The following is a 13,324-nucleotide window of genomic DNA, read 5'->3' as shown; positions in this document are numbered from 1 at the left end:
TTATATAAAAAACAGACAAATTGACTGTACTTTTTTTTTGATTACGGTATCATAGGTATAGAATAACTAATTTAAAAATGTGAGGAGTTTTTTTAGTGGAATTATTTGATGGACTTAAAAAACATATTTCTGGTAAAAATGTACGTATCGTTTTCCCTGAACCAACTGATGAAAGAGTATTAGGTGCTGCCGTACGCTTAAAATCAGACGGTCTAATTGAACCTATCCTAATCGGAAACACACAAAGTATTTCTGAATTAGCATCAGCTCGTGGACTAACGATTGATAATTTAACAATAATCGATCCTAAGACATACGATAAATTTGACGATATGGTTCAATCATTTGTTGACCGACGAAAAGGAAAAGCAACTGAAGATCAAGCACGTACTGTTCTTCTAGATGAAAACTATTTTGGTACAATGTTAGTTTATATGGACTTAGCTGATGGCTTAGTTAGTGGAGCTGTTCATTCAACTGGAGATACTATTCGTCCTGCCTTACAAATTATTAAAACTAAACCTGGTGTCAGCCGTACAAGCGGTGCTTTCTTAATGGTTGGTAACCGTGATTCAGAAAAATATATCTTCTCTGATTGTGCAATTAACATTAATCCGGATGCACAAGCATTAGCTGAAATTGCCGTTGAAAGTGCTAAAACAGCTGAAATTTTTGGGATTGATCCAAAAGTTGCACTACTAAGTTTCTCAACAAAAGGTTCTGCTAAATCTGAAGAAGTGACGAAAGTTATTGAAGCAACAAAAATCGCTCAAGATCTTGCTCCTGAATTAGCTATTGATGGCGAATTACAATTTGATGCTTCTTACGTACCTTCTGTAGCTCAACAAAAAGCACCAGATTCTAAAGTAGCCGGTCAAGCAAATGTCTTTGTTTTCCCAGAAATCCAATCAGGTAATATTGGTTACAAAATTGCTCAACGTTTAGGTGGCTTCCAAGCTATCGGACCTATCTTGCAAGGGTTAAACAAACCAATTTCAGACTTATCTCGTGGATGTAATGAAGAAGACGTTTATAAATTATCTATCATTACTGCTTCACAAGCTCTGCAAGGGAAATAATTTATTTAGTCAAAAAAAGCCATGCCATCTGCATGGCTTTTTTGCTTGAGCCGCGTTATACTCTTATCAGTTAATACACAGGGAGGGAATCATGAAACACATATTATTGCATAACGAACAAGATACAAAAAAACTAGCGCAAGATATCGCCGCTTCTACTGTGCCAAGAGACGTCTTTTTATTAACTGGTGATTTAGGTGCCGGAAAAACAACTTTTACTAAAGGGTTCGCATTGGGATTAGGAATTCAACAAATGATTAAAAGTCCGACATACACCCTTATTCGCGAATATGATACCGGTCGCATTCCTCTATATCACATGGACGTCTATCGTTTGACAGAAGGGGCTGAAGACTTAGGGTTAGAAGATTATTTTGACGGCGATGGTGTCTGTATCATCGAATGGGGGAAAATGATTAAACAAAACATTGATGTTCCTTATCTTGAATTTTTCTTAGATAAGATTGACGAAACTACCCGAAGTTTCTCCATTGCTGTAGATTCTCCTGACAGTCAAAACAAATTAGATTCTTTAGTTAAGTATTTGACAGATAAAGGGTGGTTATTTGATGGATTATGACATAACGTTGCGGGAAGCAACAGCAGAAGATGCAGCTAACCTACTACGATTAGTCACAGAATTGAATCAAGAAACACCATATATTTTAGTTAATAACCAAGCTCTTCAGTTAACTGCTGGTGAAATGGCTGAGGAAATAGAATTTTTGCATCACTTGCCAAAACAACTAATTCTCGTAGCTGCTACTCACAATCGCTTAATCGGGGTCGCTACTGTATCGACTTCTTCCGATAATTCTATTAATCATATCGGTGAAATAGGCATCAGCATTAAAAAAGATTTTTGGGGTCTAGGACTAGGAACTGCCTTGCTAACAGAAGTTCTTGATTGGGCAGCTCAAACTTATGATCTGAAACGCTTAGAAATTAAGGTACAAGAAAGAAACACTCGAGCAATTAAATTGTATCAAAAATTAGGGTTTCAGACTGAGGGCATAATTCGACTCGGTGTTAAGTCTGCAGACAATCAATTAGAAAACGTTGTTCTAATGAGCCGCCTGATAAATCAAAAAACGACTACTTAATCAGTAGTCGTTTTTTTGATTATTAAATAGTTTTAACCAATTTTTTTAATGGTTCTACGCCATAATCTCTTTCTTGTGCTAATAAAATTTCAGCACATGCCAGGCTATCATCTAACGCGTGATGATGATGTTCTAAAGAAATAGCTAAATAATCACTGACAGTATTTAATTTATGATTGGGCAGTTGTTTATATAACTTACGACTAGTGCGTACCGTACAAAGTGATAAAAAATGAGCTTGCGGTAAATTATAATGGGCTAGACAACCGTTCAAAATACGATTATCAAAAGCTGCATTATGAGCCACAACTAAATGACCTGGCACAAAATAATTTTGAATATCTGGCCAGATATCTCTGAAAGTTGGTGCATCTGCAACGTCGCTCTCATGAATACCGTGAACTTGAATATTTCTCCAATGAAAAGGTGTTTCCGGTTTCAGCAAAGTGTAATACTCTCCAACTATTCTACTATTTTTTACCATCACTAAAGCTAATGAGCATGCACTGTGTACCTCATGATTCGCAGTTTCAAAATCCATAGCTATAAAATTCATAGCTTTACCTCCTACTTACGTTTTGTTCGATTTTTTTTCCGTCCGCTACTCTTATTGCTTGTTTTTTTAGTGCTTCCAGACTCTAACTCAGAATCGATTAAATCATCCAATCGACTGGCACTTGTGTAGACCTTCTCTGCTGAACGGTTTTCTTTCACACGTTTGGAGGATTTTTTATGGCTGCTTTTCTTTGATGCTTTTCTTCGTTCCAATTCTTCTTCTTTTTTCAACTTACGTTTATACCATAAATAACCACCAATCAACATAATTGTGATAACCACAATTACCAATAAAGTCCATAACCAAATCAAACTTCGTTTTGGCTCTGTAGGTCGTTTATAGCTCTCTTCCGTCACTTTTACATATGAGTCCGAGGTACTTTCAGATGCGGAACTTGAAGCTGGAGTACTTGATGCCATTCCACTGGTTTCATCTATCTTATTTTCATTTGAGCTAGAAGTAGATTCAGTCGTTTCAGTACTTTCTTCTGATGCCTCTCCTGTCTCAACTGTATTCTTTTCAAAATTATAACGAACGTGAGTTGATGCATCGCCTTCGGCATCTAATACAGAAATCGTCGATAATTTAGGGTCTGCTGGAACAGGAAACTCAAACTCTCCCTTATCATTCGCCACAATAGCACCTGCAACATTGTCTAACCACACATTAGCATTGGGTGCTGTTTTTCCAGTAATCACTTTTCGTTCTTTATCATAATGTAAATCTGTTATTAGTGGTTTATCCTTTTCATCATCTGCATACCCTATAGTCACACCAATACTGATACCAATAATTATCACACTAATAAAAAAGGTTATTATTCTTATAAATTTCCTCATGAATCTGACCCCTTTAATTTATTTCCAGCTGAACTGGACAATGATCACTTCCCATTACATCAGACAAAATAGCAGCATCGTGCAATCTAGGTACTAAGGATTTTGAGACACAAAAATAATCAATTCGCCACCCAGCATTATTAGCTCGTGCATTAAACCGGTAACTCCACCAAGAATAGGCGCCCTCTAATGTTGGATAAAAATAGCGAAACGTATCTACAAACCCATTTTCTAATAAATTAGTGAATTTTTCACGCTCTTGAATTGAAAAGCCTGGATTTTTTTGATTTGTTTTCCAATTCTTTAAATCAATATTTTCATGTGCCACATTTAAATCACCACATAAAATAACCGGCTTAGTTTCTTCTAACTTCTTTAAGTATACTAAAAATGCTGCTTCCCACATCATCCGAAATTCAATTCTTTTTAAAGCCGGCTGAGCATTGGGAGTATAACAATTAACTAAATAAAAATCGGTAAATTCTGCTGTCAGGACACGGCCTTCATGATCAAACTCTTCTTGATTAATTCCTGTAGTAACGTGAGTCGGCATTAGTTTAGTAAAAATAGCTGTCCCTGAATATCCTTTTTTTTCAGCATAATTCCAATATTGATAATAACCAGGAAGCTCCAAATCAATTTGTCCTTCCTGTAACTTCGTTTCTTGTAAACAAACAATATCGGCATCCAGTTCAGCGATTATATCTGAAAATCCTTTTTTTACAATGGCTCTAAGCCCGTTAACATTCCACGAAATTAATTTCATCTCATTCGCTCTCCTAGTCTAATAATAGCTGCGTTTACAACATACGTGATGAATTTATTTTACCATAGAATAGATAAACAACAAGCGTTAGATGTATCTAGTAAAGAAAAGTTTAACCGTTAACTATACCTACTTCCAAAGATGTGTGTTAAAATAGTAGCACTAGATAAGTAGACGCAGAAAGGACTTTTACTATTGGACCAAACACACATCGCATCACATTTGTCGCACATTACACTCTTATTTGATGAACCTTTATCAAACTACACATATACAAAAACCGGCGGACCGGCAGATGTACTGCTGTTTCCAAAAACGGCCACTGAAGTCAAAGAGATTGTTGATTATTGCAAGCAAGAAGCTATCAACTGGTTATGTCTCGGCAATTCAAGTAATCTAATTGTCAAAGACGGTGGGATTGACGGATTTGTCATTATGCTCACAAAAATGAAAGAGATTCACACACATGGAACACAAATTACAGCCGAAGCCGGAGCTAAACTGATTGACACTACATACGCAGCTTTACAACAGCATCTGACTGGCTTAGAATTTGCTTGTGGTATTCCCGGAAGTATTGGCGGTGCAGCTTATATGAATGCCGGAGCGTACGGTGGTGAGCTGGTTGATGTATTTGATTCATGTGACGTCATTTTAGCAAATGGCGATATCATGACTCTAACTAAAGATGATTTAGACTTTTCTTACCGATACAGTAATCTCCAAATTATGAAAGCCATTGTTTTAAGTGTGACGTTTAATTTGGCTCATGGTGATTACGATGCTATCAAAGAAAAAATGGACGAGTTAACTTTTCTTCGAGAGTCAAAACAACCCTTAGAATACCCATCATGTGGCAGTGTCTTTAAACGGCCTGAAGGTCATTATACAGGACAGCTCATTCAAGAAGCGGAACTCCAAGGACTGATTTGGGGCGGTGCCCAAGTATCGGAAAAACATGCCGGTTTTATTGTTAATATCAATAAAGCTACAGCGACAGATTACATCGAATTAATTGCTCACATACAAGAAGTCATCGCAAAAAAATTTGATGTCGCCTTAGAAACTGAAGTCCGCATTATTGGACGAGATAAAAATTAAAAACAGGCACTGCATTAGGCAGTGCCTGTTTTTAATTTATCTATTTAATTCATTTTTTAAGAAAAGTGACGTTTGTTTACCATAAATTGATACATTAAAATTACAAGTATAGGCTAAACACAGCGCGACAAAAAAGTAAGGGAGTAGTTGGTAACCAAATACTTCACACCCCATAATAATCGGTGCGATAAATGTATTGGTTGCGCTACTGAACACACCAATATAGCCGATAGCTGCACCTAATGGGACAGGTATCCCGAATAGCGGTGCCAACACAGCACCGAAAACACTACCTATCGCAAAAATAGGTGTAACTTCCCCACCTTGAAAACCAATAGATAAGGTCAATACTGTTAATGCTAATTTTAAAATAAAATCATAAGGATAAACAGTTCCTTCATTAAAGGCTGCCATAATTAAATTAGATCCCAATCCTGCATATCGTCCTTGATGTAGAACCAGCATCAAAAAAACCAGTAAAAGTCCGCCGACAAAAATGCGCTTATAACGATTAATGATAAGTTTTGCAGCTAATTGCTTACCTGACTTCAAACCCCAACTGAATAAAAAACCCGCTAATCCAAATAAAATACCAATACCGATTAATCTAACAGCCATACTTAGGTTTAATTCAGGAACAGCCGTTAATTTAAAATTAAACTTCTCCAATCCCAAACTTTGAGACATAAATGCTGCTGTAAACGAACCAACCGTTGCAGGCAGTAATGCCCGGTAGTCTAGACGACCGACAATAAATATTTCCATTGCGAAAAATATAGCTGCTATCGGCGTTTGAAATAATCCTGAAAATCCAGCAGCCATACCGGTTATCAGCGCAATTTGCTCAAATTTATATTGTTTGATATGTTTAGCCAAGGAATACCGACCACACCAATGTGCCAAAGTGCCGCCAATTTGAATTGCTACACCTTCTCGTCCAGCACTACCTCCAAAAAGATGAGTCAGCCAAGTACTGACAATAACGATAGGAATCAAACGTAATGGAATTGTTTTTTGTGCACCAGAGTTAACATCAAAAATCAAACCCATTCCCTGACGACTGCGTCCACCATACCGATCATACAAAAATTCAATAATTAAACCGGCAACCGGCAATAGAAAGATTAAATATATAAAATACTTCAAACGCCATTCACTGACAATTAATAATCCTTTTCCAAAAAATACCTCCAGGCTACCAATTACAACCCCCATAATTAGACCAAACAAAATGAGATAAACGACTTCTTTACCTCTTTTTACTGCTATTGAAACATCCACTTTTCCACTCCCTAACAATTTATATCACTTCTCCAATTTGTTTTGACACTTCTTTATTTTAAGCTACTTAACGTTAGAAATTCAATAGTTGATTCAATTTAGCTCGTCAATCACTAAAAATCTACAATTTTTAATAACCCCAACTATTAAACATTGTATTTTTTTGCTATTATAAACCTATAAATTGAACTTATTTTAATGGAGGTGTCTCTCAATGCACAACAAAATTGCTGCTTATGTGGACGATAAAGAAAAAATGTATCACGATCTCAGCGACAAGATTTGGGATCTAGCTGAAATAAAATTCCATGAACATGAATCTGCTGAGGCAATTATGACTATTTTAAAAAATGAAGGTTTTTCAATTCAATCCAACGTTGCTGACATCAGCACAGCTTTTATCGGTACTTTTGGAAATAAAGGGCCAAGTATCGGTTTTTTAGGTGAGTATGATGCGCTGCCTGATTTATCACAAAGAGCAGACACAACGATACAAGAAATAAATCCTGAAGCAGCCTCAACTAACGGGCATGGTTGTGGACACAATTTACTCGGAACAGCTTCTTTGGCTGCAGCCATTGCAACAAAAGAATATATCGAAGAACACAATATTGATGCCACTATTAAATACTTCGGCTGTCCGGCAGAAGAAGGTGGCTCAGGAAAAACCTATATGGTTCGTAATCATGTATTTGATGGTCTTGATATGGCTATCTGTTGGCACCCTGGTACAGATAACGTCATCTTTGGTTGCCAGACACTTGCTAACATTCAAGCTGCTTTCGAATTTAAGGGGATCAGTTCACATGCAGCTAACTCTCCTGAAATGGGACGCAGCGCCTTAGATGCTGTTGAATTAATGAATGTCGGTTCTAATTATTTACGTGAGCACGTCACCTCTGACGCTCGTTTCCACTATGCAATTTTAGATGGCGGTAGTATTTCGCCTAGTGTCGTGCAATCACATGCTAAGGTGCTTTACTTAATTCGTGCACCAAAAGTTTATCAAGTGAAAGAAATTTATGATCGTATCTGCAAAATAGCTGAAGGAGCTGCTATAATGACTGAAACAGAAGTGACAGTTCATTTTGACAAAGCTTGTTCTAACTACATTCCTAATAAAACTTACTCGGAAATTATGTCAACGTGTATGCAAGAAATCGGTGCTCCTAAATTCGACAAAGCTGATTGGGATTTTGCTCAAAAAATTTATGATAACTTAACCGAAGATGAAAAGAAATTTCGCATGGTCCCACCAATTGGACCTGTTGAGAAAAAATTAATTGCTGAAAATGCCGGTAAACCATTAGCAGATTTTGTTTATCCTTATAATCCGATTATGGGGAACATCACCATGCCAGGTTCAACAGATGTTGGTGATGTAAGCTGGGTCGTACCAACTGTTCAATGCGTCATGACAACTGAAGTACAGCATACACCAATGCACTCTTGGCAATGGGTAGCAAATGGAAAATCAGGAATTGCTAAAAAAGGCATGCTGCAAGCAGCTAAAGTGATGGCAGCAACGGCTGTCACAGTAATCGAAGAACCAAATTACATCGAGACTGCCAAGGCAGAACTAAAAGCCGTAACCGACCAAACACCATATCAAAATCCAATACCAGAAGACGTTAAACCAAATAGTTTAAATTTCTAAAAAAGATAGCAAAAAAGACAGCGTATTAATTAAGGGATAACATATTCTTAATTAATACGCTGTCTTTTTTCTTGCATAATTGGTTCTTATAACTTAAATTGATTCATCAATTAATTCTAACCACTCCATCTTCCTGTCAAATAAGTGACTGTTATAAAATTAGTTACCAAATTTAAACTGTTTGACTACAAACATGTTAATTAGCATATTCAATTAGGCTAAATATTTAAGATAACTCTTTCGAAATATATTCTTTTCTTTAAAGAGCAGCACAAAAAATAAATATCTCTCTTTTTTCATTATGTTTAACTTATTATTTTTTATTGAGAACTTTTATATAATTATTTTTATCATGCAAACACTGCATTTACTTTTATTGCTTTCGACTGATCCGCTTCATACGTTTAGCTTCTTAAATGAGCAAAAAAGGCAGCCTAAATCAGGTCTGCCTCACTAAGTCCCTATATTTTTACAATTGTACGACCGGTATGTGTCCCTTGTAGCAATTCTGATACCGTCATCATTAACTCATCTGTCAAAGCGACTTCATTTATTTTAATTTTTTCTAAGAATGGCTTATCTGTCAGCTCAGCAATGCGTTCCCATAATAATTTTTTATCCTCTTGACTTAATTGAACAGAATCTACTCCCAACACAGCTATACCGCGTAAAATAAACGGTAAAACTGTACCACTAAATTTAATTCCGCTCGCATTTCCACATAAAGCAACAGCTCCACCATACGCTACCTTTGGTAAAATATTCTCTACAAAAGACCCTCCAATTGTGTCAATAACATAAGCTACTTGCTGCCTCTCTAGTGGACGATACTTCTCTGCATGCAGTGTTTCTGGCGACATAACACGATGTGCACCAATCGATTTTAAGTATGATATGCTTTCATTTTTTCGGCTTAATGCGATGATATTTGTATAGCCAAGAGAAGCTAAAAAAATAAGCGCCAAACTGCCAACACCACCTGAAGCACCACTGACCATGATAGGAACGTCTTTATCTTGACCCATTCCCTCATTTTCCAACCGTTGGATAGCACGCATAGCCGTAATTCCCGCCGTACCGAAAATCATTGCATCTCGCGCCGTCATCTTGCTCGGCAATTTAATCATCCAGTCACTTGGAATACGTGCCAGTCCGCTTAATCCTCCAGTATGTGTGACACCCGTCCCTTGACCTGTCACAATAACTTCATCACCTGCCTGCCAGTTTTGCGAAGTTGTCTCAATGATTTTTCCGACCAGATCAATGCCCGGTATCATCGGATAATTTCTGACAACTCCACCCCCCGGCTGCGTTGCCAGTGCATCTTTATAATTAATTGCTGAATAGCTAACTGCAATCAGCGTATCTCCTTCAGATAGCTGCTCCGTATGGCATGATGTGATTTTCGCACCAATTTCTCCATCTATGTCTTCTAATAAAAGCGCTTTAAATTCTGTCATATCAAATCAACAACCCTTTCTGTTTATCATGTCCTCATTATAAATTAAAAATCACCAAATAGCATTGCTAAATTTTTAATAATTTTGTATAATCGCCGTGTTAGTAAACTTTAAGTTTACTATCTTTAAACTTATTCTGATAAATCAATGTTTTAATCAGTCTGAAAGGAGTACTTGGTCATGTTAATAGGAAAAAAAATTAAAGACTTGCGCATCCAAAAAGCCTTAACACAAGAAGAACTCGGCGAGCGGACAGATTTAAGTAAAGGATATATTTCGCAACTTGAACGTGACTTAAGCTCTCCTTCTATGGAAACATTTTTTTCCATTTTAGAAGTTTTGGGTGTGACACCAAAAGAGTTTTTTGACGAAAAGAAACAAAGTCAGCAAGTAATTTATACAAAAGAGGATTATACGCATTATGTCGAACCTGATAAAGGCTTCGTAATAAATTGGTTGGTCCCTGATTCCAACGAAAAAGAGATGGAGCCGATTTTACTAGAACTAACTACTACAGGAGAATACAAGGAATTTGAACCATCCTTGTCTGATACCTTCGGTTTTGTTCTTGAGGGAAGGATCATGGTTGAGATTGGTTCTGAGAAGTACTATGCTAATAAAGGAGAAACTATTTACTATCATGCATCAAAAAAACATCAATTAACCAATGCATACAAAGGAAAGAGCCGCATAATTATTGTTGCGACAAACTCCTATTTATAACTTTAAGGTGGGATAACATGGCAAACAACATAATACGTTTTGAGAACGTAATGAAAGAATTTGACGACACTGTCGTACTAAAAGAAGTCAATTTTGACATCGAACAAGGTAAATTTTATACCTTACTTGGTCCTTCAGGATGCGGTAAAACCACTATTTTACGTTTGATTGCTGGTTTCTCTGAGCCGTCAGCTGGTTCCATTTATTTTGGTGACCAACTAATCAATAAAGTTCCCGCAAATAAGCGTAAGGTAAACACTGTTTTTCAAGACTATGCTTTATTTCCGCATATGAATGTTTTCGATAATGTGGCTTTTGGTCTGAAAATAAAAAAAATGTCAAAATTAGACATTGAAAAAAAGGTATATGATGCGCTACGAATGGTCCAACTATCCGGTTTTGAAGAACGCGGTATCAACGAAATGTCAGGCGGGCAGCGCCAGCGTGTCGCAATTGCCCGAGCTTTGGTAAATGAACCGGAAGTTTTATTATTAGACGAACCTCTATCAGCCTTAGACTTGAAGCTGCGGACAGATATGCAAGCCGAATTACGAGCCTTGCAGCAGCGATTAGGAATTACCTTTATTTTTGTAACACATGACCAAGAAGAAGCTTTAGCAATGAGTGATGAAATCTTCGTGCTGAACTCTGGCAAGATTGAGCAGAGCGGAACACCTGTTGACATTTATGACGAACCAATCAACCGATTTGTAGCTGATTTTATCGGTGAAAGCAATATCGTTAAAGGAACAATGATTGAAGATAATCTCGTGTCATTTGGCGGACGGCAATTCGAATGTGTCGACAGTGGCATGCGTCCAGATGAAGTAGTCGACATCGTTATTCGGCCTGAAGACTTAACCATCGTTAAGGAACATACCGGTAAATTAAATGCGACCGTTGAGACGGTGCTCTTCCGCGGCGTTCATTATGAAATTTTCTGTCGTGATTCCGAGGGAAATGATTGGATGGTTCACTCGACCAAACGGACAGAAACCGGCAAACACATCGGATTAATGTTTGAACCTGAAGACATTCACGTTATGCGGTTAGGCGAATCCGAAGAAGACTTTGATGCTCGTTTAGAGAGCTATGATGAAGATTAAGGAGGAGTGGCACACAAATGGCTAAAACAAAAAAATTATATGCCGTACCTTATATGCTGTGGATCATCCTATTTGTAATTGCTCCTGTTCTTTTAATAATTTATCAATCATTTTTTGATGCCAACGGTGCCTTTACATTAAACAATTATCAGCAGTATTTTACATCTGGAACATATCTTAAAATGACCTTCAATTCGGTCTTTTATGCCTTTCTGATTACAGTTTTCACACTGCTTGTCAGTTATCCGACAGCTTATTTACTAAACAAAACGAAACATAAGCAGCTTTGGTTAATGTTAATTATATTGCCGACATGGATTAATCTTCTCTTGAAAGCCTATGCTTTTATCGGAATTTTCAGTATTAACGGCGGGATTAATAACTTTTTCACGTTTATTGGGTTAGGTCCTAAGCAGATACTATTTACTGATTTCAGTTTTATTTTTGTTGCTACATATATTGAAATTCCTTTTATGATTATGCCGATTTTCAATGCACTGGAAGAAATTAATCCATCCTTAGTTTTTGCAAGCCGCGACTTAGGTGCAAGTAATCTTGAAACATTCCGCCGCGTAATTCTACCTCTATCAATGAAAGGTGTTAAAAGCGGAATTCAAGCCGTCTTTATCCCCTCATTGAGCTTGTTCATGTTAACACGTCTGATTGGTGGCAATCGGGTCATCACACTCGGCACAGCCATTGAGCAGCATTTCTTAGTGACCCAAAACTGGGGAATGGGTTCTACGATTGGTGTAATCTTAATTATTGCTATGATTGTGATCATGTTATTGACAGGCGAAAAACGTAAGGGAGGTCGGGTGAAATGACATCTCGCAAAAAATTCAAATGGGCCAATCTTTATCTGATTGCTGTTTTTATCTTGCTTTATATTCCAATATTCTATTTAATTTTTTATTCTTTTAACAGCGGCGATAATATGTCGCAGTTTGAGGGCGTGACATTAAACCACTACCAAACTCTTTTTGAAGATACTCGATTATTAATTATTGCGCTTAATACTTTTTTCTTAGCTTTTTTATCGGCTCTAATCGCCACGATTATCGGAACATTCGGTGCCATGGGTATTTATTATACAAAACGGCGCCAAATGAGAAATGTTTTGCTTAGTTTAAATAACATTCTCATTGTGTCACCCGATGTAATCATTGGTGCTAGTTTTTTGATCTTCTTTACCTTTTTAGGGTATATCGGCTTTAAGTTAGGATTTACTTCGGTACTCCTGTCTCACATTGCTTTTAGTATTCCGATTGTGGTACTGATGGTACTGCCTAAAATGCAGGAAATGAATGAATCGCTGATTGATGCCGCTCGAGATTTAGGTGCTAGCAATTGGCAAGTCTTACGACAAATTATACTACCTTATTTGACACCGGGAATTATCGCCGGCTATTTTATGGCGTTCACTTATTCGTTAGACGACTTTGCAGTAACTTTCTTTGTCACAGGAAACGGCTTTAGTACATTATCCGTCGAAATCTACTCGCGAGCACGGCAAGGAATCAACCTAGAAATAAACGCTCTCAGCACCTTGCTGTTTATCCTGTCCATGATTCTTGTTGTCGGCTATTATTTCATCAGCAAAGACAATAAACCAAAACGTTTTAAAAAAAGAATAGCTAAGTCATAAGGAGG

The 13,324-nt window shown here is 37.2% G+C and carries 14 protein-coding genes; 9 read left to right on the top strand and 5 right to left on the bottom strand.

The genetic code is table 11. The features are described 5' to 3' along the window. Positions 1–95: 95 nt before the first annotated feature. The 3 genes from pta (at position 96) to CBF37_RS03380 (ending at position 2,182) form a co-directional block, all read left to right on the top strand. Positions 96–1,079 carry a phosphate acetyltransferase gene (pta, locus tag CBF37_RS03390; RefSeq protein WP_125983315.1) on the top strand — a complete coding sequence of 328 codons (984 nt, stop codon included), beginning with the start codon at positions 96–98 and terminating at the stop codon, positions 1,077–1,079. Between the two features lie 91 nt (positions 1,080–1,170). Next, a complete protein-coding gene (tsaE, locus tag CBF37_RS03385; protein WP_125983314.1) occupies positions 1,171–1,659 on the top strand; it encodes a tRNA (adenosine(37)-N6)-threonylcarbamoyltransferase complex ATPase subunit type 1 TsaE in 489 nt (162 codons plus the stop codon). Then, positions 1,649–2,182: a GNAT family N-acetyltransferase gene (locus tag CBF37_RS03380; protein WP_125983313.1), complete on the top strand. Its 534-nt coding sequence runs from the start codon at positions 1,649–1,651 to the stop codon at positions 2,180–2,182. The genes tsaE and CBF37_RS03380 overlap by 11 nt, the downstream gene beginning before the upstream one ends. Positions 2,183–2,204: 22 nt before the next feature. Here CBF37_RS03380 and CBF37_RS03375 read toward each other — a convergent pair whose 3' ends face one another. Genes CBF37_RS03375 through CBF37_RS03365 form a run of 3 tightly spaced genes read right to left on the bottom strand, consistent with a single transcriptional unit; the run spans position 2,205 to position 4,343 of the window. Beyond that, complete coding sequence (locus CBF37_RS03375) at positions 2,205–2,738, bottom strand: 3'-5' exonuclease (RefSeq protein ID WP_125983312.1); 534 nt, start codon at positions 2,736–2,738, stop codon at positions 2,205–2,207. Between the two features lie 11 nt (positions 2,739–2,749). Further along, on the bottom strand, positions 2,750–3,577 hold the full coding sequence (locus tag CBF37_RS03370) for a hypothetical protein (RefSeq protein WP_125983311.1): 828 nt from the start codon (positions 3,575–3,577) through the stop codon (positions 2,750–2,752). A 13-nt stretch (positions 3,578–3,590) separates the two neighbouring features. Beyond that, positions 3,591–4,343, bottom strand: a complete 753-nt coding sequence (locus CBF37_RS03365) for an exodeoxyribonuclease III (protein ID WP_125983310.1) — start codon at positions 4,341–4,343, stop codon at positions 3,591–3,593. 195 nt (positions 4,344–4,538) lie between these two features. Here CBF37_RS03365 and murB point away from each other — a divergent pair, with 195 nt between their 5' ends. Further along, on the top strand, positions 4,539–5,444 hold the full coding sequence (gene murB / locus CBF37_RS03360) for a UDP-N-acetylmuramate dehydrogenase (RefSeq protein WP_125983309.1): 906 nt from the start codon (positions 4,539–4,541) through the stop codon (positions 5,442–5,444). A gap of 36 nt (positions 5,445–5,480) precedes the next feature. Here the strand turns inward: murB and CBF37_RS03355 are convergent, their stop codons facing one another. Beyond that, positions 5,481–6,725, bottom strand: coding sequence for a chloride channel protein (locus CBF37_RS03355; RefSeq protein ID WP_420824157.1), 1,245 nt, complete (start codon positions 6,723–6,725; stop codon positions 5,481–5,483). Positions 6,726–6,939: 214 nt separating this feature from the next. Here CBF37_RS03355 and CBF37_RS03350 point away from each other — a divergent pair, with 214 nt between their 5' ends. After that, the gene (locus CBF37_RS03350; RefSeq protein WP_125983308.1) at positions 6,940–8,382 is read left to right on the top strand and encodes a M20 family metallopeptidase; all 1,443 of its coding nucleotides are present in this window, start codon (positions 6,940–6,942) and stop codon (positions 8,380–8,382) included. A gap of 461 nt (positions 8,383–8,843) precedes the next feature. Here CBF37_RS03350 and CBF37_RS03345 read toward each other — a convergent pair whose 3' ends face one another. Further along, a complete protein-coding gene (locus CBF37_RS03345; protein ID WP_125983307.1) occupies positions 8,844–9,842 on the bottom strand; it encodes a YhdH/YhfP family quinone oxidoreductase in 999 nt (332 codons plus the stop codon). A 180-nt stretch (positions 9,843–10,022) separates the two neighbouring features. Between CBF37_RS03345 and CBF37_RS03340 the strand changes: the two genes are divergently transcribed. From CBF37_RS03340 to CBF37_RS03325, 4 genes are read left to right on the top strand one after another with little or no spacing between them, the layout of a single operon-like run. Continuing rightward, positions 10,023–10,565: a helix-turn-helix domain-containing protein gene (locus tag CBF37_RS03340; RefSeq protein WP_125983306.1), complete on the top strand. Its 543-nt coding sequence runs from the start codon at positions 10,023–10,025 to the stop codon at positions 10,563–10,565. Between the two features lie 17 nt (positions 10,566–10,582). After that, a complete protein-coding gene (locus tag CBF37_RS03335; RefSeq protein ID WP_125983305.1) occupies positions 10,583–11,671 on the top strand; it encodes an ABC transporter ATP-binding protein in 1,089 nt (362 codons plus the stop codon). Between the two features lie 17 nt (positions 11,672–11,688). After that, complete coding sequence (locus CBF37_RS03330; RefSeq protein ID WP_125983304.1) at positions 11,689–12,498, top strand: ABC transporter permease; 810 nt, start codon at positions 11,689–11,691, stop codon at positions 12,496–12,498. Continuing rightward, complete coding sequence (locus CBF37_RS03325; protein ID WP_125983303.1) at positions 12,495–13,319, top strand: ABC transporter permease; 825 nt, start codon at positions 12,495–12,497, stop codon at positions 13,317–13,319. Before CBF37_RS03330 ends, CBF37_RS03325 begins: the two co-directional genes overlap by 4 nt. Positions 13,320–13,324: the final 5 nt, after the last annotated feature.

Source organism: Vagococcus vulneris (assembly GCF_003950515.1).
Lineage (GTDB): Bacteria > Bacillota > Bacilli > Lactobacillales > Vagococcaceae > Vagococcus > Vagococcus vulneris.
This window is presented reverse-complemented; position numbering and strand designations above follow the sequence as displayed.

What these genes read in the sequence shown, in the direction of transcription:
- tsaE (WP_125983314.1), top strand. Translation starts at nt 1,171, where the DNA reads ATGAAACACATATTATTGCATAACGAACAAGATACAAAAAAACTAGCG.
- CBF37_RS03380 (WP_125983313.1), top strand. Translation starts at nt 1,649, where the DNA reads ATGGATTATGACATAACGTTGCGGGAAGCAACAGCAGAAGATGCAGCT.
- CBF37_RS03375 (WP_125983312.1), bottom strand. Translation starts at nt 2,738, where the DNA reads ATGAATTTTATAGCTATGGATTTTGAAACTGCGAATCATGAGGTACAC.
- CBF37_RS03370 (WP_125983311.1), bottom strand. Translation starts at nt 3,577, where the DNA reads ATGAGGAAATTTATAAGAATAATAACCTTTTTTATTAGTGTGATAATT.
- CBF37_RS03365 (WP_125983310.1), bottom strand. Translation starts at nt 4,343, where the DNA reads ATGAAATTAATTTCGTGGAATGTTAACGGGCTTAGAGCCATTGTAAAA.
- CBF37_RS03350 (WP_125983308.1), top strand. Translation starts at nt 6,940, where the DNA reads ATGCACAACAAAATTGCTGCTTATGTGGACGATAAAGAAAAAATGTAT.
- CBF37_RS03345 (WP_125983307.1), bottom strand. Translation starts at nt 9,842, where the DNA reads ATGACAGAATTTAAAGCGCTTTTATTAGAAGACATAGATGGAGAAATT.
- CBF37_RS03340 (WP_125983306.1), top strand. Translation starts at nt 10,023, where the DNA reads ATGTTAATAGGAAAAAAAATTAAAGACTTGCGCATCCAAAAAGCCTTA.
- CBF37_RS03335 (WP_125983305.1), top strand. Translation starts at nt 10,583, where the DNA reads ATGGCAAACAACATAATACGTTTTGAGAACGTAATGAAAGAATTTGAC.
- CBF37_RS03330 (WP_125983304.1), top strand. Translation starts at nt 11,689, where the DNA reads ATGGCTAAAACAAAAAAATTATATGCCGTACCTTATATGCTGTGGATC.
- CBF37_RS03325 (WP_125983303.1), top strand. Translation starts at nt 12,495, where the DNA reads ATGACATCTCGCAAAAAATTCAAATGGGCCAATCTTTATCTGATTGCT.